The organism is Actinomadura sp. NPDC000600 (genome assembly GCF_040492135.1).
GTDB lineage: Bacteria > Actinomycetota > Actinomycetes > Streptosporangiales > Streptosporangiaceae > Spirillospora.
On record NZ_JBEUPD010000003.1, the window covers coordinates 356,264 to 379,328 of the forward strand.

The 23,065-nt window shown below is 71.4% G+C and carries 25 protein-coding genes; 12 read left to right on the forward strand and 13 right to left on the reverse strand.

Features of this window, described 5'->3' with window-relative positions; all coding sequences use genetic code 11:
• The first annotated feature begins 39 nt into the window (after positions 1-39).
• From ABWI07_RS06820 to ABWI07_RS06835, 4 genes are all read left to right on the forward strand, one after another.
• On the forward strand, positions 40-1,800 hold the full coding sequence (locus tag ABWI07_RS06820; RefSeq protein WP_353817947.1) for an acyl-CoA dehydrogenase family protein: 1,761 nt from the start codon (positions 40-42) through the stop codon (positions 1,798-1,800).
• Positions 1,801-1,810: 10 nt separating this feature from the next.
• Positions 1,811-2,578 carry a crotonase/enoyl-CoA hydratase family protein gene (locus ABWI07_RS06825; RefSeq protein ID WP_200841933.1) on the forward strand — a complete coding sequence of 256 codons (768 nt, stop codon included), beginning with the start codon at positions 1,811-1,813 and terminating at the stop codon, positions 2,576-2,578.
• A gap of 152 nt (positions 2,579-2,730) precedes the next feature.
• Entirely contained in the window at positions 2,731-3,975 is a 1,245-nt protein-coding gene (locus tag ABWI07_RS06830) for a cytochrome P450 (RefSeq protein WP_149260019.1), read from the forward strand.
• Positions 3,976-3,985: 10 nt separating this feature from the next.
• Entirely contained in the window at positions 3,986-5,080 is a 1,095-nt protein-coding gene (locus tag ABWI07_RS06835; protein WP_149260018.1) for an NAD(P)-dependent alcohol dehydrogenase, read from the forward strand.
• Here the strand turns inward: ABWI07_RS06835 and ABWI07_RS06840 are convergent.
• Positions 5,058-5,849: a helix-turn-helix domain-containing protein gene (locus tag ABWI07_RS06840; RefSeq protein WP_200841932.1), complete on the reverse strand. Its 792-nt coding sequence runs from the start codon at positions 5,847-5,849 to the stop codon at positions 5,058-5,060. The genes ABWI07_RS06835 and ABWI07_RS06840 overlap by 23 nt on opposite strands.
• Positions 5,850-5,930: 81 nt before the next feature.
• On the opposite strand from ABWI07_RS06840, the gene ABWI07_RS06845 reads away from it, so the two are divergent.
• Entirely contained in the window at positions 5,931-6,347 is a 417-nt protein-coding gene (locus ABWI07_RS06845) for a nuclear transport factor 2 family protein (protein WP_353817948.1), read from the forward strand.
• Between the two features lie 21 nt (positions 6,348-6,368).
• On the opposite strand, the gene ABWI07_RS06850 is transcribed toward ABWI07_RS06845, so the two are convergent.
• On the reverse strand, positions 6,369-7,277 hold the full coding sequence (locus ABWI07_RS06850) for an NAD(P)-dependent oxidoreductase (RefSeq protein ID WP_353817949.1): 909 nt from the start codon (positions 7,275-7,277) through the stop codon (positions 6,369-6,371).
• A gap of 98 nt (positions 7,278-7,375) precedes the next feature.
• On the opposite strand from ABWI07_RS06850, the gene ABWI07_RS06855 reads away from it, so the two are divergent.
• Genes ABWI07_RS06855 through ABWI07_RS06865 form a run of 3 tightly spaced genes read left to right on the forward strand, consistent with a single transcriptional unit; the run spans position 7,376 to position 9,577 of the window.
• On the forward strand, positions 7,376-8,371 hold the full coding sequence (locus tag ABWI07_RS06855) for a nitronate monooxygenase (RefSeq protein WP_353817950.1): 996 nt from the start codon (positions 7,376-7,378) through the stop codon (positions 8,369-8,371).
• On the forward strand, positions 8,371-8,850 hold the full coding sequence (locus tag ABWI07_RS06860) for an AAA family ATPase (RefSeq protein ID WP_353817951.1): 480 nt from the start codon (positions 8,371-8,373) through the stop codon (positions 8,848-8,850). The genes ABWI07_RS06855 and ABWI07_RS06860 overlap by 1 nt, the downstream gene beginning before the upstream one ends.
• Entirely contained in the window at positions 8,837-9,577 is a 741-nt protein-coding gene (locus ABWI07_RS06865) for a tRNA(His) guanylyltransferase Thg1 family protein (protein ID WP_149260013.1), read from the forward strand. The genes ABWI07_RS06860 and ABWI07_RS06865 overlap by 14 nt, the downstream gene beginning before the upstream one ends.
• Here the strand turns inward: ABWI07_RS06865 and ABWI07_RS06870 are convergent, their stop codons facing one another.
• The gene (locus tag ABWI07_RS06870; RefSeq protein WP_353817952.1) at positions 9,578-9,937 is read right to left on the reverse strand and encodes a winged helix-turn-helix transcriptional regulator; all 360 of its coding nucleotides are present in this window, start codon (positions 9,935-9,937) and stop codon (positions 9,578-9,580) included. It lies immediately after the preceding gene.
• A gap of 54 nt (positions 9,938-9,991) precedes the next feature.
• Here ABWI07_RS06870 and ABWI07_RS06875 point away from each other — a divergent pair, with 54 nt between their 5' ends.
• The 3 genes from ABWI07_RS06875 (at position 9,992) to ABWI07_RS06885 (ending at position 12,303) form a co-directional block, all read left to right on the forward strand.
• Positions 9,992-10,378 carry a YybH family protein gene (locus tag ABWI07_RS06875; protein WP_149260011.1) on the forward strand — a complete coding sequence of 129 codons (387 nt, stop codon included), beginning with the start codon at positions 9,992-9,994 and terminating at the stop codon, positions 10,376-10,378.
• A gap of 234 nt (positions 10,379-10,612) precedes the next feature.
• The gene (locus tag ABWI07_RS06880) at positions 10,613-11,029 is read left to right on the forward strand and encodes a YciI family protein (RefSeq protein WP_149260010.1); all 417 of its coding nucleotides are present in this window, start codon (positions 10,613-10,615) and stop codon (positions 11,027-11,029) included.
• Positions 11,026-12,303, forward strand: coding sequence for an RNA polymerase sigma factor (locus tag ABWI07_RS06885; RefSeq protein ID WP_353817953.1), 1,278 nt, complete (start codon positions 11,026-11,028; stop codon positions 12,301-12,303). Before ABWI07_RS06880 ends, ABWI07_RS06885 begins: the two co-directional genes overlap by 4 nt.
• Before the next feature lie 32 nt (positions 12,304-12,335).
• Here ABWI07_RS06885 and ABWI07_RS06890 read toward each other — a convergent pair whose 3' ends face one another.
• From ABWI07_RS06890 to ABWI07_RS06935, 10 genes are all read right to left on the reverse strand, one after another.
• Positions 12,336-13,100: a tetratricopeptide repeat protein gene (locus ABWI07_RS06890; protein WP_353817954.1), complete on the reverse strand. Its 765-nt coding sequence runs from the start codon at positions 13,098-13,100 to the stop codon at positions 12,336-12,338.
• Positions 13,101-13,193: 93 nt separating this feature from the next.
• Positions 13,194-13,718 carry a YbaK/EbsC family protein gene (locus tag ABWI07_RS06895; RefSeq protein WP_353817955.1) on the reverse strand — a complete coding sequence of 175 codons (525 nt, stop codon included), beginning with the start codon at positions 13,716-13,718 and terminating at the stop codon, positions 13,194-13,196.
• On the reverse strand, positions 13,708-14,010 hold the full coding sequence (locus tag ABWI07_RS06900) for an ArsR/SmtB family transcription factor (protein ID WP_353817956.1): 303 nt from the start codon (positions 14,008-14,010) through the stop codon (positions 13,708-13,710). The genes ABWI07_RS06895 and ABWI07_RS06900 overlap by 11 nt, the downstream gene beginning before the upstream one ends.
• A gap of 66 nt (positions 14,011-14,076) precedes the next feature.
• Positions 14,077-15,030 carry a cyclase family protein gene (locus ABWI07_RS06905; RefSeq protein WP_353817957.1) on the reverse strand — a complete coding sequence of 318 codons (954 nt, stop codon included), beginning with the start codon at positions 15,028-15,030 and terminating at the stop codon, positions 14,077-14,079.
• 506 nt (positions 15,031-15,536) lie between these two features.
• Positions 15,537-16,124 (reverse strand): choice-of-anchor C family protein, encoded by a 588-nt coding sequence (locus ABWI07_RS06910; protein WP_353817958.1) that lies wholly within the window; start codon positions 16,122-16,124, stop codon positions 15,537-15,539.
• Between the two features lie 320 nt (positions 16,125-16,444).
• The gene (locus ABWI07_RS06915) at positions 16,445-17,806 is read right to left on the reverse strand and encodes an HNH endonuclease signature motif containing protein (protein WP_353817959.1); all 1,362 of its coding nucleotides are present in this window, start codon (positions 17,804-17,806) and stop codon (positions 16,445-16,447) included.
• A 1,173-nt stretch (positions 17,807-18,979) separates the two neighbouring features.
• Complete coding sequence (locus ABWI07_RS06920; RefSeq protein ID WP_353817960.1) at positions 18,980-20,221, reverse strand: RNA polymerase sigma factor; 1,242 nt, start codon at positions 20,219-20,221, stop codon at positions 18,980-18,982.
• A complete protein-coding gene (locus ABWI07_RS06925; protein WP_149260004.1) occupies positions 20,221-20,640 on the reverse strand; it encodes a YciI family protein in 420 nt (139 codons plus the stop codon). Before ABWI07_RS06925 ends, ABWI07_RS06920 begins: the two co-directional genes overlap by 1 nt.
• Before the next feature lie 113 nt (positions 20,641-20,753).
• Complete coding sequence (locus ABWI07_RS06930) at positions 20,754-21,758, reverse strand: HEAT repeat domain-containing protein (RefSeq protein WP_353817961.1); 1,005 nt, start codon at positions 21,756-21,758, stop codon at positions 20,754-20,756.
• Positions 21,759-21,764: 6 nt separating this feature from the next.
• Positions 21,765-22,427, reverse strand: a complete 663-nt coding sequence (locus tag ABWI07_RS06935) for a HEAT repeat domain-containing protein (RefSeq protein ID WP_353817962.1) — start codon at positions 22,425-22,427, stop codon at positions 21,765-21,767.
• A 157-nt stretch (positions 22,428-22,584) separates the two neighbouring features.
• Between ABWI07_RS06935 and ABWI07_RS06940 the strand changes: the two genes are divergently transcribed.
• Positions 22,585-22,989 carry a YccF domain-containing protein gene (locus tag ABWI07_RS06940; RefSeq protein WP_353817963.1) on the forward strand — a complete coding sequence of 135 codons (405 nt, stop codon included), beginning with the start codon at positions 22,585-22,587 and terminating at the stop codon, positions 22,987-22,989.
• Positions 22,990-23,065: the final 76 nt, after the last annotated feature.

Consider the following 23,065-nt stretch of genomic DNA (forward strand, 5'->3'; position numbering starts at 1 on the left):
GTCTTTCCGTCGCGTGAGAGCTAAGTGTAATGTCGAGCCATGGCGTCCTACCTCATCGAGTCGTTCGACCGGCTGCCGTTCGGGGGCGCGGAGAAGGCGCGCCGGTACGCGACCGAGCGCTACCGAGGCGCGGTCGGCCGCAACTGGTACGACTGCGACCCCACGCTTCGGTTCCTCATGCGGCGGCACCTGGGAGAGGGTTTCGGCTGGGCCGAGCCCCGGCTCAGGGACATGGGCGCGCTGATGGGCGGGCCGATCGCCGGGCGGGCCGAGGAGACCGACCGCAACCCGCCCCGCCTGGAGAAGTACGACCGGTGGGGACGCGACATCAGCGAGGTCGTGATGCCGCCCTCGTTCGAGGCGGCGCGCCGGGACATCGTGGCGACGTCGTTCACCCGGCCCGGTTTCGTCGCCGAGGCGAAGCGCGCCGGCGTCGACCCCGCGCCGATGGGCGTGGCGTGGAGCTACCTGCTCGACCAGGCCGACATCGGCATGGCGTGCGCGCTCGGCACCGGCGGCGACATGGTCGTGGGGCTGACGGAGATGTTCGCACCGGACGACGTCAAGGCGCGGGTGCGGGAGCTGTTCGCGGCCGGGGAGATGTCCGGCGAGGCCGCACAGATGCTCACCGAGCGGTCGGGCGGCTCGGACCTCGGCGCGCTGGAGTCGACCGCGTCGCGGGAGGGTGACGCCTGGCGCCTCAACGGGTTCAAGTGGTTCGCGTCCAACGCCAACGGCTCGGCGTTCGTGGTGCTGGCCAAGCCGGAAGGCGCCGTGGACGGCGTCCGGGGCATCGCGCCGTTCCTCGTCCTGCGGGAGCGGCGGGACGGCTCGCGCAACGGCGTCCGGATCCGGCGGCTCAAGGACAAGCTCGGCACGCGCTCGGTGGCGTCGGCCGAGATCGAGTTCACCGACGCGGAGGCGTTCCTGCTGGCCCCGGCGTCGAGCGCGGGCGAGGGCGGGGACGGCAAGGGCCTCGCCCGCATGATGGAGCTGACGAACGGCGCCCGGCTCGGCATCTCCATGATGGGCCTCGGCTGTGCGCGGCGGGCCCTCGTCGAGTCGCTCTGCTACGCGCGGGCCCGCGAGGCGTTCGGCGCGCCGCTGGGGGCGCAGCCGCTCATGCGCCGCAAGCTCGCCGAGCTGATCGTGGAGACCGAGGCCGTGCAGGCGCTCGTCTTCGACGGGTACCTGGGACGCCCCCGGCTGCGCCTGGGGGCCGCGCTCATCAAGCTGCGGGCCGCCCGGCTGGGCGTGACGGCCGCGAGCGACGCCATCGAGATCCACGGCGGGAACGGCTACATCGAGCAGTGGCCGGTCGCGCGGATCCTCCGGGACGCGCAGGTCAACCCCATCTGGGAGGGCGGCGACAACATCCTGTGCCTGGACGTCCGCCGCGCGATCGAGCGGCAGAACGCCCATGAGCCGTTCCTCGAACGGCTCGCCCAGGCCGTCGAGCAGGCGCCTGGCGGGGACGACGAGACGGCCGCGCTGGTCGGGCAGAGCATCGGGCATCTCCGCGAGGCCATAGAGAAGTGGCGCGGGCTCGACAGGACCGTGGCCGAAGCCCGCCTCTACCCGCTCGCCCAGTACATGGCCGACGTGTACGCGGCGGCGCTGCTGCTGGAGCAGGCCGGGTGGGAGCGCGCCGATTCCGGCGCGGACCGCAAGGCGCTGGTCGCGCGCCTCTACGCTCGGAGCCACCTCGCCGACCCCGGCCCGCTGCGGGGCATCGACGCCCCGGCGGACGATCTCGAGCGCTTCGAGGACCTGGCGGACGGCGCGTTCACCGGCGACTAGGAGGCTGCGCGTGGCGGTACGGATCGAGCGGGACGGCCCGGTGACCACGGTGGTGATGTCGCGCCCCGCGACGCGCAACGCGGTGGACGGCGCGACGGCGCGCGAGCTGGCAGCGGCGTTCCGCGAGTTCGACGCGGACGACGGCGCGAGCGTCGCCGTCCTGTGGGGCGAGGGCGGGACGTTCTGCTCCGGCGCCGACCTCACGTCGGTCGGCACCGACCGCGGCCCGCGCCTCGACCCGCCCCCGGCCGACGCGCCGCTCGGCTGCACGCGGATGCGCCTGTCGAAGCCGGTCATCGCGGCGGTCGCGGGCCATGCCGTCGCCGGCGGCCTGGAGCTGGCGCTGTGGTGCGATCTGCGCGTCGTGGAGGAGACGGCCACGTTCGGGGTCTACTGCCGGCGCTGGGGCGTCCCGCTCGTCGACGGCGGGACGGTCCGGCTCCCGCGGCTGATCGGCGCGAGCCGCGCCATGGACCTGATCCTCACCGGACGGCCCGTGGACGGGCGGGAGGCGTTCGAGATCGGCCTCGCCAACCGGCTCGTCCCGCTGGGGAAGGCGCGGGAGGCGGCCGAGGAGCTGGCGGCCGAGCTGGCCCGGTTCCCGCAGGCCTGCCTCCGGGGCGACCGGCTGTCGGCGCTGGAGGCGGAGGGCCTGTCCGAGGACGAGGCGATCGCCGCCGAGTACCGGCACGGCCTCGGCTCCATGGAGGACGCGGTCAAGGGCGCCGGGAGGTTCGCGAGCGGCCGCGGCCGCCACGGAGACTTCACCGACATCTGAGCCGCGTGCCCGTTCTGTGGCCCCGCGCCCGTTTGGACCCCGTGTTCGCCCCGCGGGCCCGTGCGCCATCGGCCCGTAGGTCGTTGACCGAATGCGATTCGGGCCCGTAGGTTCCTGGTGGGCGGCCGCCGTGACCGAGGAGTGAAGCGCTGATGCTGACCCTGGACGAGGCGGGCCTGGCGCTCGCCGACCCGAAGGCCTACGCCGATGACCGGCGGTTCCACGACTCCCTCGCGCTGCTGCGCCGCGAGTCCCCGGTGCACTGGGTGGAGGCCCCCGACTACACCCCGTTCTGGGGGATCACCAGGCACGAGGACGTCCTGGAGATCGAGCGCAACCACGAGATCTTCCTGAACGCGCCGCGCCCGCTGCTCGGCACCGCCGAGTTCGACGAGCTGAACCGGCAGCGCGCCGAGCAGGGCATCGCGCTGCGCACGCTCATCCACATGGACGACCCCGACCACCGGGTCGTCCGGGCGATCGGCGCCGACTGGTTCCGGCCCCGCGCGATGCGGGCCCTGGAGCCGCGCGTCCGCGAGCTGGCGAAGCGGTACGTCGACCGGATGGTGGACCTCGGCGGCGAGTGCGACTTCGCGCGCGAGGTCGCCGTCCACTTCCCGCTCTACGTGATCCTGTCGCTGCTCGGCCTGCCGGAGAGCGACTTCGACCGCATGCTGAAGCTGACGCAGGAGCTGTTCGGAGGCGACGACGACGAGCTCCAGCGGGGCACGACCAACGAGGAGAAGCTCCAGGTCCTGCTCGACTTCTTCGCCTACTTCCAGGGCCTGACGGAGGAGCGCCGCAAGCACCCGACCGACGACCTCGCCTCCGCCATCGCGAACGCGCGCATCGACGGCGAGCCGCTGAACGACTTCGACACCGCGTCCTACTACGTCATCATCGCGACGGCCGGGCACGACACGACCAGCGCGACGATCTCCGGCGGCCTGCACGCCCTCGTCGAGCACCCCGACCAGCTCAAGCGGCTCCAGGACGAGCCGGAGCTGATGCCGCTCGCCGTGGACGAGATGATCCGCTGGGTCACCCCGGTCAAGGAGTTCATGCGCACCGCCGCGCGGGACTACGAGCTGCGCGGCACCACCATCCGCGAGGGCCAGGCGGTGCTGCTGTCCTACCCGTCCGCGAACCGGGACGAGGACGCCTTCGACGACCCGTTCCGCTTCGATGTCGGGCGCGACCCGAACAAGCACCTGGCGTTCGGCTTCGGCGTCCACTACTGCCTGGGCGCGGCGCTGGCCCGCATCGAGGTCCGCGCCTTCTTCGAGGAACTGCTGCCCCGCCTCGGCTCCATCGAGCTCGCCGGAGCGCCCGAGAGCATCGCCACCACCTTCGTCGGCGGCCTCAAGCGCCTCCCCATCCGCTACTCCCTCGCCTAAGGAACCCCTGGTGCAGATCGAAGCCGCGGTGCTGCGCGCCGCAGACGCCCCCTACACGATCGAGTCGCTCGACCTCGCCGACCCGGGCCCCGGCGAGGTCCTCGTCAAGGTCGCGGGCGCGGGGATGTGCCACACCGACATGCTCGGACGCATCCCCGGTGACCTGATCACCAAGCCGGTCGTCCTCGGGCACGAGGGCTCCGGCGTGGTCGAGGCGGTCGGCCCCGGCGTCACCGGCCTCGCCGTTGGCGACCACGTGGTCATGTCGTTCGACTCGTGCGGGACGTGCGAGAACTGCCGCGCGGCCAAGCCCGGCGCCTGCCCCCAGATGACCGCGCTCAACATGCTCGCGATGCCGCTGGACGGCACGCCCCGCGCCACCGGCCCGGGCGGCGAGCCCGTCCACACGCGCTGGTTCGGGCAGTCGTCGTTCGCGAGCCACGCCCTCGGAACCGCGCGCAACGTCGTCCCGGTGACCAAGGACGTCCCCCTGGACGTGCTCGGGCCGCTCGGCTGCGGCGTGCAGACCGGGGCCGCCTCCATGCTGGTCTCGCTCGGCGTCCGCGCCGGCGACAGCGTCGCGGTCTTCGGCGCGGGCGCGGTGGGGCTGTCCGCGGTGATGGCCGCGCGGGTCGCGGGCGCCTCCGTGATCGTCGCGGTCGACCTGCACGAGTCCCGGCTCGACCTGGCCCGCGAACTCGGCGCCACGCACGCCCTGAACGGGGCGGACGACGACATCGCCGGACAGATCCGGGCGATCTCCGGCGGCGAGGGCGTGCAGTACGCGCTCGACTCGACGGCCGTCCCGGAGGTCGTCTCGACGGCGGTCGCGTCGCTGCGCACCACAGGCGTCTGCGGCCTGGTCGGCGTCGGCGCCGCCGAGTACCGGCTGGACGCCAACCTCCTGCTCATGGGGCGGACGGTCAAGGGCATCATCGAGGGCGACGCCGTCCCGCACACGTTCATCCCGCGGATGATCGAGCTGTGGCGGCAGGGCCGGTTCCCGTTCGACCGGCTCGTCGCCGCCTACCCGCTCGCCCAGATCAACGAGGCGGAGGCGGACACGACGTCCGGCAAGGTCGTCAAGCCCGTCCTGATCCCGTGAGCCCCTTCCCGGGGCCCTCGAAGTAGGCGGCGGTCTCGGCGTCCGCCGGGTAGTACGACTCGACGGCGACCTCGTCCAGCGTGATGTCCAGGGGGGTGCCGAACGTGGTGATGGTGGAGAACATCCGCAGTTCCCGCCCCCTGAAGCGGACGACCATCTGGATCGTGACATCGGCGCCGGCCGGCGCTTCCTCGGCTCCGGGCTCCAGCAGTTCCTCGTAGAGGGCGGCGAGCCCGGGGTCGGGGGCGGCGGCGAGCTGGCGCCTGACCCGGGAGCGGAACACCGCGCGCACGTCGGACAGGTTGACGACCAGGCGGGCGAGCCCGCGCGGGTCCAGGCCGAGCCGCAGCAGGTTGACCGGCGGCCGGAGCAGCTCGGGGTCGACCTCGGCGAGGAACGGCTCGATGGCGCGGTTGGTCATGACGATGTCCCACCGGCGGTCGAAGGCCAGCGCCGGGTACGGCTCGTGCGCGCGGAGCACGCGTTCGACCGCGTTCCGGGCGGCGGACAGCGCGTCGTCGTCGAGCGGCCGTTCGGAGTACCGGGGCGCGAATCCGGCCGCGAGCAGCAGCCGGTTGCGGTCGCGCAGCGGCACGTCGAGATGCTCCGCAAGCCGCAGGATCATGGCGGCGCTCGGGTTGGACCTGCCCGTCTCGACGAGGCTGACGTGCCGGGCGGAGACGTCGGCGGCGATCGCGAGGTCGAGCTGGCTGAGCCGCCGGCGATGCCGCCACTGCCGCAGGAGCTCCCCGACCGTGTGCACGGTCATCGAGCGTACTCATCGTGCGGCGGGACGCCATGAAATGGGACTTCATCGACAATCCGCCACGGTCGCGGAAACACTGCGCCCATGACCAACACCGCATTCCCGAACGACGCAGCGTCCCTGGCCAACAAGGAGATCGTCCAGCGGGCACTGTCGGAACTGATCACGACGGGCAGCACCGACGGGCTTCGCCCGCTGCTCAGCGACGGTTTCGTGCACCACCGGCCGGACGCGACCTCCTCGACCAAGACGGAATGGCTCGCCGCCGTGCAGGCGGCGCTCACCCCGCTCGCCGGCATGCAGGTCGAGATCCGCCACCTGCTGGCCGACGGCGACCACGTGGTCCTGCACACGCGGCGGCGGCTCCCGGACGGGCCGGAGATCGCGGTCGTCGACGTCTGGCGGGTCGAGGACGGGCTGATCGCCGAGGCCTGGGAGATCATCGAGCCGGTGGCCCGGGCGGCCGCCAACCTCACCTGGTGGGAGACCGCCGAAGCCTGACCGCACGCGTCCGACCGGGTCTCAGACGACGCGGTGGAGGAGGCCGTCGCCGCGCGCGAGGCGGCGGCAGTTCTCCGCGGCGACCGCGAAGTACCGGTCCCACGTCTCGCGGGTCAGCCACGCGACGTGCGGCATGACCGCGACGGTGTCGAGGGACAGCAGCGGGTTGCCGGCGTCGACGGGCTCCTTCTCGAAGACGTCCAGCCCGGCGCCGCCCAGGCGCCCCGATCTGAGCGCCGCCACCAGCGCCTGCTCGTCGATCACCGCGCCGCGCGCCGTGTTCACCACGATCGCGCCCTCCGGGAGCAGCGCGAGCCGTTCGGCGTCGAGAAGATGACGGGTCTCGTCGGTCAAGGGGATGTGCACGGACACGATGTCGCTGGCGCGCAGCAGGTCGTCCAGCTCCCGCCAGGCCGGGTCCTCGCGCCTGGGCCGCCGGGTCGTGTAGAGCACGGTCGCCCCGATCGCCTCCAGCATCCCGCGCAGCAGCGTCGCGATCTCGCCGCCGCCGAGGAGCCCGACCGTCCGTCCGGCCAGCTCGCCGCCCACCAGGGCCCGGTCGGCGGGCCAGCCCTCGCCGCGCCGCGTCCGGGCGTCGAACGGGACGACCCGCCGCAGCGCCGCCAGCATCAGCAGCAGCGACGTCTCCGCCACCGCCTGCGCGTTGCGGCCCGGCATGTTCGCGACCGCGATCCCGCGCTCGGCCGCCGCGTCCAGGTCGATGGTGTTCACGCCGGTGCCGAGCTTCTGGATCAGCCGCAGCTTCGGCGCCCGGTCCATGTCGGCGGCCGTCACCGGGCGCAGCACGTGCCAGAGCACCTCGGTCCCGGGCAGCAGCTCGGCGAACCGGGCGTCGTCCTGCTCCGAGCAGCTCACGATGTCGAGGCCGGGCTCCTCGTGATCCATGTCGTAGTGCAGCAGCACCCGCATGCCGATCCCCTTTCCCTCCCGCGACCCCGGCCTCACCGCCCGGCGTCCCCCGCGATTATCGTGCGGATAATGAGCCGGAGTCGGACGAGGTGAGCGCCATGTGGCCGGAGAAGCCGATCGTGCAGGCCCCGATGGCGGGCGGGCCGTCGACGCCGGAGCTGGCCGCCGCCGTCTCGGAGGCGGGCGGCCTCGGCTTCCTCGCCGCCGGGTACAAGACGCCCGAGGCGATGCGCGCCGACATCGCCGCGACGCGGAAGCTGACGTCCCGCCCGTTCGGGATGAACGTCTTCATGCCGTCCCTGGACCAGGTCGACCCGGCGGCCGTGGCCCGCTACCGCGCCCGCCTCGCCCCCGAGGCCGCCCGCCTCGGCGTCGAGCCGGGCGTCCCGGGCGCCCGCGACGACGCCTACGACGGGAAGATCGCCGACCTGGTGTCCGACCCGCCCGCGTTCGTCAGCTTCACGTTCGGCTGCCCCACTCCGGACGTGATCCGCGCGCTCAAGGACCGCGGCGCCACCGTCATCGTCACCGTGACCTCCGTGGACGAGGCCCTCCGGGCGTCCGAGGCCGACGTGCTCTGCCTCCAGGGCCCCGAGGCCGGAGGCCACCGGGCCTCGTTCGCCAACACCCTCGACGACGCGCAGCCCCTGCGCGCGCTGCTTCCGGCCGTCCGCGAGGCCACCCGGCAGCCCCTCATCGCCGCCGGCGGCCTCGCCACCGCCTCCGACGTCGCCGAGGTCCTGTCCCTCGGCGCCGACGCCGCCCAGTTCGGGACGGCGTTCCTGCGCTGCCCGGAGAGCGGCGCCAGCGACGTCCACAAGGCCGCCCTGACCGACCCCCGCTTCACCTCCACCGCGATGACCAGGGCGTTCAGCGGGCGTCCCGCGCGGGGGCTCGTCAACCGCTTCCTCGCCGAGCACTCGGGGGAAGCGCCCGCCGCCTACCCGGACGTCCACTACGTGACGGCGCCGCTGCGCCGGGCGTCCGCGGCCCAAGGCGACCCGGACGGCGTCAACCTCTGGGCGGGCGAGTCCTTCCGCGAGACGACCGAAACCGACGCCGCCGCCCTGGTAGCCGAGCTCACCCCCGCCTGATGCCCGAACTCGTGATCCTCGTCGGCCTGCAAGCGTCCGGCAAGACGACGTTCTACCGGCAGAGACTCGCCGCCACACACGTCCACGTGAGCAAGGACCTGTTCCCGAAGTCCGCCCGCCGGAAGCAGGCCCGCCAGCTCAGGCTCATCGCCGAGGCCCTCGAATCAGGCCGGTGCGTCGCGGTCGACAACACGAACCCGTCCCCAGAGGAGTGGGGGCCGCTCATCGCCCTGGGCCGTCGCCACGGCGCCCGCGTCACCGCCTACTGGTTCCCGCCCGACTTCGCCGCGTCGAGGGACCGCAACGCGGCGCGCCCGCCGGTAATCCGGGTGCCGGACGTCGGGATCCATGCCACGCTCAAGCGACTCCGCCGCCCGCGCCCGTCCGACGGCTTCGACGAGGTCTGCTCCGTCGGCCACGACAGCGCCGGAGGCTTCGTCGTGACCCGGCCCGAGGAGCCCCTGGATGAAGGACCTTGAAGCGCGAATGCGCGCCCGCGAGTGGTTCCACTCATTGACGCTTCTCCCCGGCGCCTGGGCCGTCGTGCGCGTGGACGGCCGCTCCTTCTCCCGCTACACCGAGAGCCGCTTCGACAAGCCCTTCGACCCGCGCTTCTCCGCCCTCATGGCGGACACCGCGACCACCCTGCTCACCGAGCTCGGCGGGCGGTACGCCTACACCGAGAGCGACGAGATCTCCGTCGTCCTGGACCCCGCCTTCGACCTGTTCGGCCGCGAGGTGGAGAAGCTCGTCTCGCTGTCCGCGGGCATCGCCACCGCCGCCTTCACCCACGCCGCCGGAGAGCCCGCCGTCTTCGACGGCCGCGTCTGGATGGGCGCCTGCCCCGAGGACGTGGTCGACTACCTGTCCTGGCGCCAGGCCGACGCGGCGCGGTGCGCCCTGAACGGCTGGTGCTACTGGACGCTGCGCAACGAGGGCATGTCCGCGCGGCAGGCGACCCGCAGGCTGGAACGGACGTCCATCGCCGACAAGAACGAACTGCTCTTCTCACGCGGCGTCAACTTCAACGAGGTCCCGTCCTGGCAGCGGCGCGGCGTCGGACTGTGGTGGGAGGCCTACGAGAAGGCGGGTCACGACCCGATCCGCGGCACGGACGTGATCGCCACTCGCCGCCGGATCCGCACCGAGCGCGATCTCCCCATGAAGGACGCCTACCGCGACATGATCCGGGGCCTCCTGGGCTGACTAACGCTCGGCGCCCCAGTCCCAGAGCGCCTGGAGAACCGGCCCCAACCGGCGACCCTGCGGAGTCAGCGCGTACCGCGTGCGCGGCGGCCAGCCCGCCCGTCTCTCCCTTTCGATCACGCCCGTCTCGACGAGATGCGCCAGCCGGTCGGTGAGCACCTTGTCGGACAAGGCGGGGAGCGCCTGCCGCAGCTCGCTGTACGAGCGGTCGCCTTGCAGGAGCTCGCGGATCACCAGGGTCGTCCAGCGGCCGCGCAGCGCGGTCAGGGTGATCTCCACCGGACAGGTGGGCGTGGGCTCCGCCACGCGGGCGTGCGGATCGTCGGGCAGCCCTGGGCGGCTGACCGTTTGGTGAGTCACGAGAGCGCCTCCTAGCGTTTCGCGTCCCGACCCTGTCTACCCGGAAGGACGACGATGCGCCCATTGGCCGAACGCCCCGAGGACGTCATGCTCGTGTTCGCCGACCGCTTCAACAGCGGCGACCCGGCGGCGGTGGCGGAGCTGTACGAGGAGGGGGCGGTGTTCGTCCCCGAGCCGGGCACCCCGCTGACCGGCTCCGACGCCCATGCCGCCAACGCCCGCTTCATGGCCCTCGGCCTGCCGATCAAGGTCAGCCCCCGCCACGCCTACGCCTCCGGCGACCTCGCCCTGCTGATCGTGGACTGGGTGATCGAGGGCGAGGGGGACGAGGGCCCGGTCCGCCTCGAAGGCACCGCCACCGACGTCGCCCGCCGGGGCCCGGACGGCCGCTGGCGCTACGTCCTCGACAACCCCTTCGGCACCGCCGCCTCCAGCGCGTAGGGCGGAGTCCCTCCCGCGAGGGCGCCCCCCTCTACCGCGAGCTCGGCTTCGTCGAGCACCCGGACCCGGCGCTGTACTGGCGCCCGTGAAACGTCCCCGGCTTGACCGGGGGAAACGTTCGCCCAGAATGTCTCCGGGAAAAAATTCGCGGGCGTGTTGATTCCGGCCGCCCCCCGTTCGACCTAGGGGTGCAGGGGCCCCGCGGGGGGCCGGACGAACAGGGAGACGGAGAACATGAAGTACATGCTGATCATGCGGGCGACCGACGAGGCCTACGCGGGCATGGCGGAGACGGACCACGCCCAGATGATCGAGACCGTGGGCCGGTTCAACCAGGAGCTGATCCGGGCCGGGGTGCTGCTCGCCGCTGAGGGCCTCGACGACCCGTCCGAGAGCGTGGTCGTCGACCACTCCTCCGAGCCGCCCGTGGTCACCGACGGCCCGTACGGCGAGACGAAGGAGCTGTTCGGCGGGTTCTACATCCTCAACGTGGCCTCGAAGGAGGAGGCCGTCGAGTGGGCCAAGCGGGCGCCGGCCGGTCCCGGCTTCAAGACCGAGATCCGCCGGGTCCCCACCATCGACGAGTTCCCGCAGGACAACGAGTGGATCAAGAAGGAGCGGGCCTGGCGCGAGGCCACGGGCCAGCTGTGACCGGCGACCCCACCGGCCGCGAGGCCGTCGCCGCCGTCTGGCGGATCGAGTCGGCGCGGATCGTCGGCGCGCTCGCGCGCTACACCGGCGACTTCGCGCTGGCCGAGGACCTCGCCCAGGAGGCGCTGGCCGAGGCGCTCGTGACCTGGCCGCGCGACGGCGTCCCCCGCAACCCGTCGGGGTGGCTGCTCACCGTCGGACGGCGGCGCGCGATCGACGCGTTCCGCCGCCGCTCCGCCCGCGACGAGCGGTACGCCGCCCTCGCCCACGAGCTGGGCGAGGGCGGGGCCGCCACGGGAAGACCGCCCGAGGAGGCCGGCGACGTGCTCTGGGACCCCGACCAGATCGACGACGACGTGCTCGCGCTCATGTTCGTCTCGTGCCACCCCGTCCTGTCGCGGGAGGCGCGGATCGCGCTGACGCTGCGGGTGGTCGGCGGCCTGACCAGCGATGAGATCGCACGGGCGTTCCTCGTCCCGACCGCGACCGTCCAGGCCCGGATCACCCGCGCGAAGAAGACCCTCGGCGCGGCCCGGGTGCCGTTCGAGGTGCCCACCGCGGAGGACCGGGCCAAGCGCCTGCCGTCCGTCCTCAATGTCGTGTACCTGATCTTCACCGAGGGCTCCACGGCCAGTTCCGGCGACGAGCTGATCCGGTTCGACGTCGCGGGCGAGGCGCAGCGCCTTGCCCGCGTCCTGGCCCAGCTGATGCAGGACGAGCCGGAGGTCCACGGCCTGCTGGCCCTGCTGGAGCTGACCGCGGCGCGCTTCCCCGCCCGCACCGGCCCGGACGGCGAGCCGGTACTCCTGGAGGACCAGGACCGCACCCGCTGGGACCGCGCCGCGATCGGCCGGGGCCGGGCCGCCCTGGCCCACGCGCAGCAGGCCGGCCGAGGCCTCGGCTTCTACGGCCTCCAGGCGGCGATAGCCGAATGCCACGCCCTGGCCTCGTCTGTAGGCGAGACCGACTGGGACCGCATAGTCCTCCTCTACGAGGCCTTGGGCCGCCTGGCGCCGTCTCCGGTAGTCGACCTCAACAGAGCCGTGGCGGTCTCCATGGCCGGCGGCCCGGCCGCCGCCCTCGCGATCGTCGACGACCTCACGGCCTCAGGCGCCCTGGCGAACTCCCACCTCCTCCCGAGCGTCCGAGGCGAACTGCTGATCCGCCTGGGCCGGCCGGAGGAAGCCCGCACCGAGCTGGAACGAGCCATGAAGCTGACGGCCAACGACCAAGAACGCACCCTCCTCCACCGCAAGCTCACCGCCCTCCCCTGACGGAGGCAGGGCGAGCCGAGAGCAGAGACCGGTCAGAAAAGGCCGGGCATGTAGGGGGCGCCGTTCTCGCGAAGTCCGCGGGCCACGGCCGCCGCCCTTGCCGCACCGCGCGGATGCCCGGCCTGGCCGGCCCTGCGGAAGTACTCCTCCGCCCCTGCCATGTCGTTCCTGTGCTCGCAACGGACGCCGAGGTTGAACAGGGAGTCCGGGTCACCCGCTGCCGCCCCCTTCTCCCACCACTCGTCGGCCTCCTCGCGCCGGCCCTGGGAGTAGAGGTGGTTGGCGAGGGCGCTGAGCGCACGGCCGTCGCCCTCTCCGGCGGCGCGCCGCAGCCATTCCTCGGACTCCTCCGCCCGGCCCATCTCACCGAGCGCCAGACCGAGGTTGGTGACCGAGTCGGTGTGCCCGGCCTCGGCCGCGATGCGGAACTGCTCGGCGGCCGCCTCCACGTCCCGGCGTCCGATGAGCAGCAGCCCGAGATTGTGCCGGGCGCCGAGCTCTCCCGCCTCGGCCGCTTCGCGGTACCACCTCTCGGCCTCCTCGACCCGGCCCTGGTCCGAGCAGAGGATGCCGAGGTTGAGCTGCGCGACCCGCTCGCCCGCTTCGGCCGCCGCGCGCCACCACCGCTCGGCCTCGGCCTCGTCCCGCCCCACGACCAGGACCCCGAGCTTGAGCATGGCGCCGACGTGCCCCGCCTCGGCGGCGGCCCTGAAATGCCGTACGGCTTCCCGCACCTGGCCCTGCTTCTGGAGCGACTTCGCCTCCTGGAACTCAGCCTCTCCAGCACCCGTCTCCATGGCGTCCCCTTCCGTGATCACCGTGATCGGACTGGCCCGGAGCCAGAACGGTTCCAGCCTTGTGGCCGGTTGCACGGGCGGTGGCGGCAAGGGTCAGGACGTGAGGGTGATGGGGGCGATCCGGGGGGAGGCCAGGCGCCGGTAATCGTCGGTGGCCAGGGCGATCGAACGGTCCAGCCGGGCCGCGTTGAAGTACAGCTCGGGACTTCGCAGCAGGGCCGGGTCGGCGATGACCTCCAGGTCGGGGTGGTAACTGAAGGGCAGCACGGTGCCGCTGACGCTGCCGGCCAGCTGCTCGGCCTTGTCCCGGCCGGCGAAGGCGACATAGGTGCCCTCCAGCAGGGCCTTAAGCGCCTGCAGATCCAGGCGGGCGTCGCCGGGCACCACGGCCAGCACGTACCGGGTCCGCTTCTTCCCGAGCTTGACCATGACGATCAGGCACTTGGCGGCGTGGGCGACATCGTGCCCGCGAAGCTCGCTGATCGCATCGGTCCGCCCTTCGGGCGCGTGGTCGATCAGCCGGTACCGGGCCCCGGCGGCGTCCAGGTCCCGGACGAGCCGGTCGTACAGCTCAAGGTCTCGGGGCGCCGTGACGGTCCCGTCGAGCTCACCACTCACTGCTCAGCAACTCCTTGGCCTCCGCGATGCGGTCCTCGTCGCGCTGGTAGAACACCCACTGCTTGATCTTCTTGCCGCGCACGAGCCGCGCCTGCGACAGCACGCGCAGATGCTCGCCGCAGGTCGGCTGGCTCACGCCCAGCTTCTGGGCGATGAACAACGAACAGACCCCGTCGCGGACCAGGTCGCCGTCACGCTGCGGCGGAAAGTGCCGCTCGGGCTCCCGCAGCCACTCCAGGATCAGCAGGCGCTTGTCATTGGCCAGCGCCTTGATCAGCTCCACATCCAGCACCCGGCCATTATGGCAATTAGCTAATTACCTGTCCAATGCCGGCGCCGGCGGGCGCGAGTCGTCGGGTCAGAAGGTGGCGATCGGGTTGACCGGGCTGCCGGACGTGCCGGCGAAGCGGACCGGCGCGACCGCGAGGTGGAAGTCCCACTGGCCGAGCTCGGCGGCCGTCGTCGCGCACGCCTCCAGGTCGCAGTTGTCGAGCAGCCACAGACCCATCGCGACGAGGCTCACGGCGTGGACCGGCATCAACACGTCCTCGTACCCGGACGGCTGGACGTCCTGGGGAGTGTCGGCGCCGATCAGCGCGACGCCTCGCTCGTGCAGCCACGGCAGGCAGGACGCGTGCCAGCCGGCCTGCCGGATACCGCCGGACTCACCGACCTCGTGCCGGACGCGGCCATAGCCGGTCCGCAGGAGTACCGCATCACCGGGCCGCACCCGGACACCCTGGCGACGCTCGGCCTCCTCGAGATCGTCGGGGAACACTCCCTGCCCCGGTTCCAGCCACGGCACATCGCGGACCTTCGCGACGTCCAGCAGGACGCCACGCGTGACGATCCCGTTCGCCGCCGCCGTGACGGCCGCCCACGCCGATCCCGTCTCGGCGTCGACCAGCGAGTGCGGCCGCCCGTTGTACATCTGGCCGTCCCAGAAGATGTGGCACGGCGAGTCGAGGTGGGTGAGGGTGTTGCCGTGGAACGTGAGGCCGAGCCGCTCGGACGAGAAGCCCCAGCGCCGGTCGTTGTGGAAGGCGGCCGGCATGTTCTCGGCACCCGGCATGTCGGCGGCGCACGGGCACGTCGTCGTCGACCGCTCCATGTCCTTCGGTACGGCGACCTCCCAGGCGCACGACACGCTCCTGCCGTGGCGCACGGCCCGCGCCGCCGCCAGCCGGACGTCGCCGGTGATGTGGTTCAGGGTGCCGAGCTCGTCGTCGTCGCCCCACCGTCCCCAGTTCGACAGCGTGTCGAAGTACCCGAGCACGTCGTCCTGCGTGGGCATCGGCCGCCCTGTCGTCATCGACTCCTCCGGTCACGTGGTCCGAGGCACCAGGGCCCGCTGAACGGCATGACACTAGATCAACGGCCCGACAGTCGACCAGGCGGTTCGCTATCCGGAAAGTTCTGGGCGGCTCACGCTGTCATCGTCGGGCGGGCTGTGGCGGTGATAGCCGATCAACGCCGAGCAGCAGGTTGCGGGGCCCGGTCGCTCCAGAAGAAGCGCAGGGCGGCGCGGTGTATGCCGAGGCGGTGTATGCCGAGGGCTTTTCCAGAGCACTACCTCCTCAACTACCGGACTTGCCGCCTCGCCAGGATTCGATGCCGTGACGCACGTCAGGACGGCTCATTGGCCGGATCGGTCAAGGGACGCCGTCGCCGGGGGGCAGTGCCGGGACTGGAGACTGAACGTCCGAAGGCTCGGACGAGGTGGTTCAGATCCCCGACCGGCGGCCAAGTTCTCCCACCTTCAAGATGCGGCCTGTGCCGATCAGCAAGGAACCGACGCCGCACTGGGGAGTGCTGTACTCAGCCGCAGCAATTGCGCGGCGCGCACGCGCAGACTGTGACGTCATCGATGACCGGCCCAGCGACACTGTTGGTCGTGCTGACGAACGCAAGCGTCGTGGAGGTCTCCCGTGCCACGAAGGTCACCACCCGGGACACGTAGCCCATGTTCGCATTGGTCTTGCCGGTTACATCGAAGGTGAAGTCTTGGAAGTTCTGGCCGTTCACCAGTACCTTTCCAGATTTCACTACCGGACCGGCCATCGGGTTGCCCGCGAGGGAATATGCCACCGAGTACCTCTTCCCAGGCACCGTGAGGAAAGTTTGGGCGACAGTTCCGGCCAACCAGCCGCTGAGGTCCACGGACTGGTCGCCCTCGGCCGCCTGCCAGTAGTTCTGCCTGACGATGTCTACGCTTCCGGAGGTGACCCGCCATGGTCCGATCGTACCCCCGGCAACCACATTCACGGTCGCGTTGGCCGAGACGGCGGGTGTCTCGAAGCTGCCGTCGTCGAAATGGCTGACGGCGGCTCTCGCGGCGCCGGTCTCCCAACTGGCCAGCAAGCAGGTAGCGGTAATCGATGCGACAAAAAGGCGAATAGACGTCATGTTGCCCCCAAGTATTGCATTTGATCTGCATCGCATAATTCGTGGGTCGATTTTACTGTAGCGCTCCGCCTGGCCGGCGCCTCTTGTAGGCGTTCAGAAATTAAGCATGAGTCAAAGGATGGCGACTCCTGTGGGGCCGGCGGCCAAGTCGCGGCCGGTTGTCGTCCGACCAGAACCGAATCGCTCCTCGAGAGCCCGCCACCGGAGGGGCGGCGGCCACCTGGCGCCTGTGGCTCGGCATGCGCAGACCGGATGCTGGCGGAGGCGCTGGGGGTGGAGACCGGGCACCTTGACGGTGACGCTGCGGTGGGTCGGTTAGATCAGGGGCCGCGTGGGTGCTGTGGAGGTGGTTGCTGTGCGGTGGGGTCGGTTATGCGGACCGGGGGGATCGTTTTGGGCTCCACGATCCAGGGGTTGAGGGGGTGTTCGGCCGAGGGGCGGGGTGGGCGGCTGGGCGTGGTGCTCGGTGGGCGGGTGGCCGGTAGGTCTGTGCCGGGTGGGCGGAGGTGGTAGGTGTAACGGCCGCCAAGGGAGCGGGTGATGTGGAGTCGGTGGGGGTTGGTGGCTTTCCAGCGGTTGTGCCATCCGCAGGTGAGGGTGAGCTGGTCGATGTCGGTGGGGCTGCCCAGGGCCCATCCGGTGACGTGGTCGACTTCGCACAGGGTGCCGGGGACCTCGCAGCCCTCGACCGCGCAGGTCGGATTGAGCGTTTCCAGGACGCGGCGCTGAGCCGGGGTGGCGAAGCGTTGGGTGCGGCCCAGGTAGAGGGGGATGTTGCCCGTGCCGAGCAGGAGGGGTGAGACTCCGGCCGCAAGGGCGATGCGGCGGGCTTGCTCGGCGGGGACGGGGGTGCCGTCGGTCAGGCGGGCGGGAGTAGTACCGCCGGTGAGGGTGTCCAGGTCGCAGACGACGGTGACCTTGGTGGCCTTGTGTCCGCCGGACAGCACACTCGACAGCGCCGCAGCGGTGCGTTCGGACAGGTCGCGGCGGTCGTCGGGTCCGGCCGGCTTGGCCAGCGGGCCCAGGGTGCCGTCCCAGATGGCGGCGTCTTCGGCGTTGAGCCAGCCTTTGACGTAGCGGCCGCCGTCCAGGGAGCGGGTCGTATCGATCCAGGACCGCTCGTAGCCGCGTCGCGTGTCGGCGTCCGGTGAGGGTTCGGTGCCGTCGCGTTCGGCGATCACCTCGCGGATGCGGCGGCCGAACGCGGCGACCTTCCCGGCCGAGCAGGACTGGTCGACCATGCCGAGCAGGATCTCTTCGGCGGCCTGGCAGTCCGCGTCGTCCAGGCGGGCGACCGCGCCCGCGATGGTGGCGGCGTATCCGAACGAGATCGTCCCGGCCTGCCACCGGCGGGTGAGTTCGGTGAGGCGGTGCCGCTGCCGCGCCAGTGTGAGGCGTTCCTTGGCGGAGGCGTCACGCATGCCCAGGCGGTTGCGCAGCCATGACTGCGTGGAGGGGAAGCCCCAACGCTGCACTTCCCGGCCGTTGTCGACCACACCGATGAATGCGGCCAGGGCGGCCTCGTGCATATCGGCAGCGGCGGCGAGGGCCTCGGTCAACTCCATGCACGCGGCGGCCGATTCAGGTGCGGCGCGCTTGGCCAGCTCGGCCGCGATCACCGCCGCGGCGTTCACCAATTCCATGGTGGATGCCGAGACCGGATCGACCGAGACCGAATGCATGCGCACAGTATATCGAACTGATGAGCGAACAAGCCCCGAATAAGCTCCGGATAAGCGTCTTACTATTGTCACCAAAAAGAAAGCCATCCCCTGTGGGAATCAGAACCAAGTTCGAGATCTCAAGGCTGCGCACAACTCCTCCAACAACCCTATTTTTCGGACACTGCCCCCCTTATAGGTACCCGCTCATTCCAGACGCCCAGCCCCTTGTCCTCCCATTTTCTCGAATCTCCCACCCCTATAGCCTCCGTTCCCCCGCGAACCCTGTTCCCCTGCGAACTCCGTTCTCTTGTGGGCCCGGGTTCTCTTGTGGGCGTCCCACTGCCTGGGGCGACTGCCGGGGCGTCCTGCGCACTTGCGGGCGCCCCCCTTGTCGGGCAGTACGCCCTTTGCGGTGGGCGGCTCTTGGAGGAGTGGGGTGGCGCGTCGGGCGGGGGCAGGCGGAGCCTGCCCGACGAAACCGCCCCGTACGCAGCGCCACCCCACCCGGTCTCCGTTATGACCGCGACTCCCCACACCGGTCGCACCTGCACCACGTCCCACCGGTGCTTGACGTGCCCATGAGTCGGGAGGAAGCCGAGAGAACCATGCCAACGCTGCACACCACCGGCTTCCCGGCGGACACCGAGTTCTGAGTCAGGGCCGCGCGGTGCTGCCTGCCGAGTGGTGCTGCCTGCCGAGCGGGCAGGAGTGGAACTCATCGGGAAGACCGACAAGCTCGATGTCGCCAACCCGAAGGGCCGGCCCGTCCGGACGGTTGCCTGGCTCATCAAGTCGCCGAGGCTCATCGCCGCCGTTCCACATCGATCCTGAGGACGCCCACGACTGGCTGCTCTCGGAATGGGACCAGGCCTGCGAGAAGGCCCCGAGCCCTGTCCCGGAGTGGGTGGACGGCCGGGACAGTGCGAAGCCGGCGGTCGAGATGGCGTGCTGGTCGACCTAAGACCGGTGGCTTACGGGAGGCGTCATCGCCCTCCGACCCGTCGTCCGGACGGCCGAACACTGCCACTGGCCACCTGAGAAGCGCGCACCACCGAAAAGATGCCGTCGGAGAAATGATCAGACAGGGAAACGGCCCTACGCCCAAGCGGCCCGCGAGCACGGGCCGCTCTCATCGCCGCGTCGATCAGGCTCGGCGGGCGGGGGCGAGGGGGAGTGCTGCAGCGGTCTTGATCAGGAGTTGCGGGCCCGGGCGAGCAGATGTGCGCGCTCGGCCTCGTTCGAGGTGAGCTCGGCGGCACGCTCGAACTCGGCACGTGCCTCCATGGAGCGGCCGAGCCTGGCCAGCAGGTCGCCGCGCACGCTCGGCAGCAGGTGGTACTCGCGCAGCGCGGCGACGTCGAGCAGCCCGTCGGTCACGGCGAGCCCGGCGGCCGGCCCGTCGGCCATGGACACGGCGACCGCGCGGTTCAGTTCGACGATCGGCGAGCGGGTCAGCGCGACGAGGTCTCCGTACAGGGAGGCGATGCGCGCCCAGTCGGTGTCCTCGGCGCGCGGCGCTCTGGCGTGGCAGGCCGCGATCTTCGCCTGGATCGCGTAGGAGCCGGTGGCACCGATCTCTTCGGCCCGATCGAGCGCGGCGAGACCGTGCGTGATCAGCAACCGGTCCCAGCGGGCGCGGTCCTGCTTGTCGAGCGTGACGATCCCGCCGTCGGGCCCGGTGCGGGCGCGGAGGCGGGACGCCTGGATCTCCATCAACGCCACCAGGGCATGCGTCTCGGACTCGCCGGCGGCCAGGGCGGCGAGCATGCGGCCGAGGCGCATCGCCTCCTGGCACAGCTCGGCGCGTGCCCACCGCTCGCCGGCGGTGGCCGTGTAGCCCTCGTTGAAGACCAGGTAGACGGCTTCGAGCACGGAGCCCAGCCGGTCGGCGAGTTCCGCGCCGACCGGGACCTCGAAGGGCACCCCGGCCTCGGTGAGCGCCTTCTTCGCCCGGGTGATCCGCGCCGCCATCGTGGTCGTCCGCACCAGGAACGCGCGGGCGATCTCCTCGGTCGACAGCCCGGCGACCATCTTCAGCGTGAGGGCCACGCGGGCTTCGACCGACAGCACGGGGTGGCACGCGGTGAACATCAGCCGCAGCACGTCGTCCTCGACATGGGGGTCGAGCTCGATCTCGTCCATCGGAGTCTCGTGATCGTTGAGCTCGCGACCGAGCAGTTCGACCTTGCTCTGCAGCGTCGCGGCGCGCCGGACGGTGTCGACGCCGCGGCGGCGCGCCACGGCCATGAGCCAGGCGCCCGGGTTGTCCGGGACGCCTGACTCGGGCCACTGTTCGAGCGCAGCGACGAGCGCGTCCTGCGCGAGGTCTTCGGCCAGCCCGACATCGGAGACGGCGCGGGTCAGGCCGGCGATCAGCCTGGCGGACTCGATCCGCCAGACCGCGTCGATCGCCTGCTGGGTCGCCGAGGCCACTACTGGTCGGCGGCGGGCTCTGCGCGCAGTTGCCGCTCGGCCGCCGCGATCTCGTCCCCGAAGGACTCAGTGAAGTCGTCGGCGTCGAGGATCTTCCGCAGCTCGACCTCGCTGTCGCGCAGCGGAGAGCGCTTGACCCACTCCACGGCCTCCTCCATCGAGGCGACCTCCCAGATCGCGTAGCCGGCGACCAGTTCCTTCGTCTCGGTGAACGGGCCGTCGATCACCGTGGTGTCGCCGTCGGCGTCGAAGGCGATCCGCTTGCCCTTGCTGCTCGGCTGGAGCCCGTCGCCGGCCAGCACGATCCCCGCCTCGATGAGCTTCTCGTTGTACAGCTCCATCGCCGCGAACTCCTCGGCCGTGCCGAGCTCGCCGGCCTCGGACCGCTCCGTCGCCTTGCCCAGAACCATGACCTTCATCGCTGTGCTCCTTCGCGGTCGGCCGGGACCGGTCCCATCGACCGATGCAACCCTGGCTCACCTATGCGTCGAATGGGAAGGGGCGGATTCAACAGGACGCCCCACTTTTCCCGTCATTGTTCGTCGCGCATCCGCAGGATGTAGGTCGCGGTGAGGGCGACGACGTGGTCTTCGTCCTGCGAGAGGTCTGCGAGGGCGCGGGAGGCCGTCGTTCCCGGGATGTCAGCGAGTGCTTGGGTCAGGCGTCGGCGTGCGGGCGGGTCCGTGGTGCTGTGGGCGAGATGGTCGATGAGGGCGGCGGCGATCTGGTCCGCCGGTGCGGGGCGGCTCGCCAGGGTGCTCAGCGCGTCGGCCGCGTCGACGTCGTTCGCCTCCGCCACGATCATGTCGATCAGTGTCGGGACGGCGTCGGCCACCCCGCGTGTTCCGAGCGCCAGGGCCGCATACCTGCGGACGACGATGTCAGGGCTCTTGAGTGCGTCCCGCAGCAGTGCGGTGGCCTCATCGCCGGGAATCTCGGCGATGGACTGGACGGCGCGCTTCCGCACCTCGGCCGCCGGGGAGCCCAGGCCGTCCGCCAGCGGCGCCAACGCGCTGCCGCCCGCCTGCGCCAGAGCCCAGCGAAGCGCCCCGGCGACGTTCGGGTCCGTCTCGCTCAGGGCCGCTTCGACCAGTGCTTCCACCGGGACCGGCACCTCCTCGACCGAGGAGAGGGCCGCGCGCTGCCGCTTCCCCGCGCTCTCCGACCTCAGTGCCTGGAGGAGCGCGACGGTCTGGAGGACGTCCTCCCAGCCGGCGGGCTCGGCGGCATCGATGCGGTGGAGGCGCGTGAGCAGCTCCGTCTCGCGTGCGATGCGCTCTCGCGTCCGGCTGATGAGGTCGTCGACGAGTTCGGAGGGCGTGAAGCCGGGGTCGTCGAGCGCGCGCCCGACCTCGCGCAGCGAAAGCCCCAAGGACCGCAGGCTCTCGATGTGGAAGATCCGCCGGATGTCCTCGCTGGAGTACTCCCGGTAGCCGGCGCCGGTACGGCCCGTCGGCCGCACCAGGCCGAGCGACTCGTAGTGCCTGAGCATGCGGGCGCTGACCCCGGACCGGCGGGCCACCTCACCGATCAACACTGCCTGTCATCCCTCCTGGCCGGTCGTGCCGAGGGCGATGACGCGCTTCGCCTCCTCGATCGCGAACTCGAATCCGGCGTCCGGGTCGCGCAGCAGCCGTTCCGTGGCGATCGCGTGGGTGCGCACGCGACGGTCCGGATCCGTCATCGCGGCCCGCAGCACCGGAGAGACCACCTCCCCGAGCGCGATCAGCGCCCGGCTGAGGCTCAACTGCGTCTCGCGTCCGCCGCGCCCGAGCTGGGTCGCCAGGACGGCGGCCAACTCGGGTTCTTCCCCTTCGGGCACGAGCACGACCGCCGTCCGCCAAGCGCTCCGCGCCACCTCGTCGTCGGCGTCGCGCAGAAGCCCGTGGGTGATCGCCGGCCACGCGCGCCGGTCCCCGATCTTGGACAGCGTGTGCAGCGCCTGGCTCCGAGCCTGCGCGCGCTCCGAGCGGAGCTCATCGATGAGCTTCGGAACGGTCGGCGACGCCGGGTGGCGGGTGAGCGCCCACGTGAGCATGTCGCGCACGAAGAACTCGGGCTCGACCGCGCACCGTTCGATGAGCTTGTCGATGAACGCCGCGTCAGGGGACGTCCCGACCGCCATCGCCGCCCGCAGCCGCACCGACGCATCGCTGTTCTCCAGCCCCCGGAAGGCTCGATCCGCATCCTGTCGCGGCATGGTCATCGGGCCACCTCCTCGGGTCCAGCCAAGCGCTTGCCACGGTGTCAAGGTCAAGAGGGGGTGGGGCGGGCCGACCTGCGGGTCTCCTTCGCGCGGGCCTCCTGTTTGAGGGTGGGGGCGGCGAGAAATAACTGCTTTGGGCTACTTTCGGGGGGTTCTTGTGCGCACGGTGCTGAACATCCTCTGGCTGGTCCTGGCGGGCTTCTGGATGGCGATGGGCTACGTGCTCGCCGGGATCATCTGCTTCATCCTCATCATCACGATCCCGTTCGGCATCGCCGCGTTCCGCATCGCGGCCTACGTGCTCTGGCCGTTCGGCCGGACGACCGTGCCCAGGCGGGACGCGGGAGTGGGGTCGTTCGTGGGGAACGTCATCTGGGTCATATTCGCGGGCTGGTGGCTGGCCCTCGGGCATCTCGTCACCGGCTTCCTGCTCTGCCTCACGATCATCGGCATCCCGTTCGGCATCGCCAACTTCAAGCTGATCCCGATCTCGCTCGCCCCGCTGGGCGTCGAGATCGTGCCATCGGACGAGATGCGACGCTACGAACGACAGCCCTTCTGAGGGCCCGCCGGGACGGCCCCGCCGGGCGCCGCGTTCCGGGAAGTCCGGGCGGGGTGATCCGTACGGCATGCTTGTC

Excerpts from the sequence above, each read along its gene's own strand:
- ABWI07_RS06880 (WP_149260010.1), top strand. The coding sequence starts at position 10,613 with ATGAAGTACATGCTGATCATGCGGGCGACCGACGAGGCCTACGCGGGC.
- ABWI07_RS06830 (WP_149260019.1), top strand. The coding sequence starts at position 2,731 with ATGCTGACCCTGGACGAGGCGGGCCTGGCGCTCGCCGACCCGAAGGCC.
- ABWI07_RS06860 (WP_353817951.1), top strand. The coding sequence starts at position 8,371 with ATGCCCGAACTCGTGATCCTCGTCGGCCTGCAAGCGTCCGGCAAGACG.
- ABWI07_RS06915 (WP_353817959.1), bottom strand. The coding sequence starts at position 17,806 with ATGCATTCGGTCTCGGTCGATCCGGTCTCGGCATCCACCATGGAATTG.
- ABWI07_RS06875 (WP_149260011.1), top strand. The coding sequence starts at position 9,992 with ATGCGCCCATTGGCCGAACGCCCCGAGGACGTCATGCTCGTGTTCGCC.
- ABWI07_RS06845 (WP_353817948.1), top strand. The coding sequence starts at position 5,931 with ATGACCAACACCGCATTCCCGAACGACGCAGCGTCCCTGGCCAACAAG.
- ABWI07_RS06840 (WP_200841932.1), bottom strand. The coding sequence starts at position 5,849 with ATGACCGTGCACACGGTCGGGGAGCTCCTGCGGCAGTGGCGGCATCGC.
- ABWI07_RS06890 (WP_353817954.1), bottom strand. The coding sequence starts at position 13,100 with ATGGAGACGGGTGCTGGAGAGGCTGAGTTCCAGGAGGCGAAGTCGCTC.
- ABWI07_RS06910 (WP_353817958.1), bottom strand. The coding sequence starts at position 16,124 with ATGACGTCTATTCGCCTTTTTGTCGCATCGATTACCGCTACCTGCTTG.
- ABWI07_RS06855 (WP_353817950.1), top strand. The coding sequence starts at position 7,376 with ATGTGGCCGGAGAAGCCGATCGTGCAGGCCCCGATGGCGGGCGGGCCG.
- ABWI07_RS06865 (WP_149260013.1), top strand. The coding sequence starts at position 8,837 with ATGAAGGACCTTGAAGCGCGAATGCGCGCCCGCGAGTGGTTCCACTCA.
- ABWI07_RS06935 (WP_353817962.1), bottom strand. The coding sequence starts at position 22,427 with ATGACCATGCCGCGACAGGATGCGGATCGAGCCTTCCGGGGGCTGGAG.
- ABWI07_RS06925 (WP_149260004.1), bottom strand. The coding sequence starts at position 20,640 with ATGAAGGTCATGGTTCTGGGCAAGGCGACGGAGCGGTCCGAGGCCGGC.
- ABWI07_RS06850 (WP_353817949.1), bottom strand. The coding sequence starts at position 7,277 with ATGCGGGTGCTGCTGCACTACGACATGGATCACGAGGAGCCCGGCCTC.
- ABWI07_RS06820 (WP_353817947.1), top strand. The coding sequence starts at position 40 with ATGGCGTCCTACCTCATCGAGTCGTTCGACCGGCTGCCGTTCGGGGGC.
- ABWI07_RS06905 (WP_353817957.1), bottom strand. The coding sequence starts at position 15,030 with ATGACGACAGGGCGGCCGATGCCCACGCAGGACGACGTGCTCGGGTAC.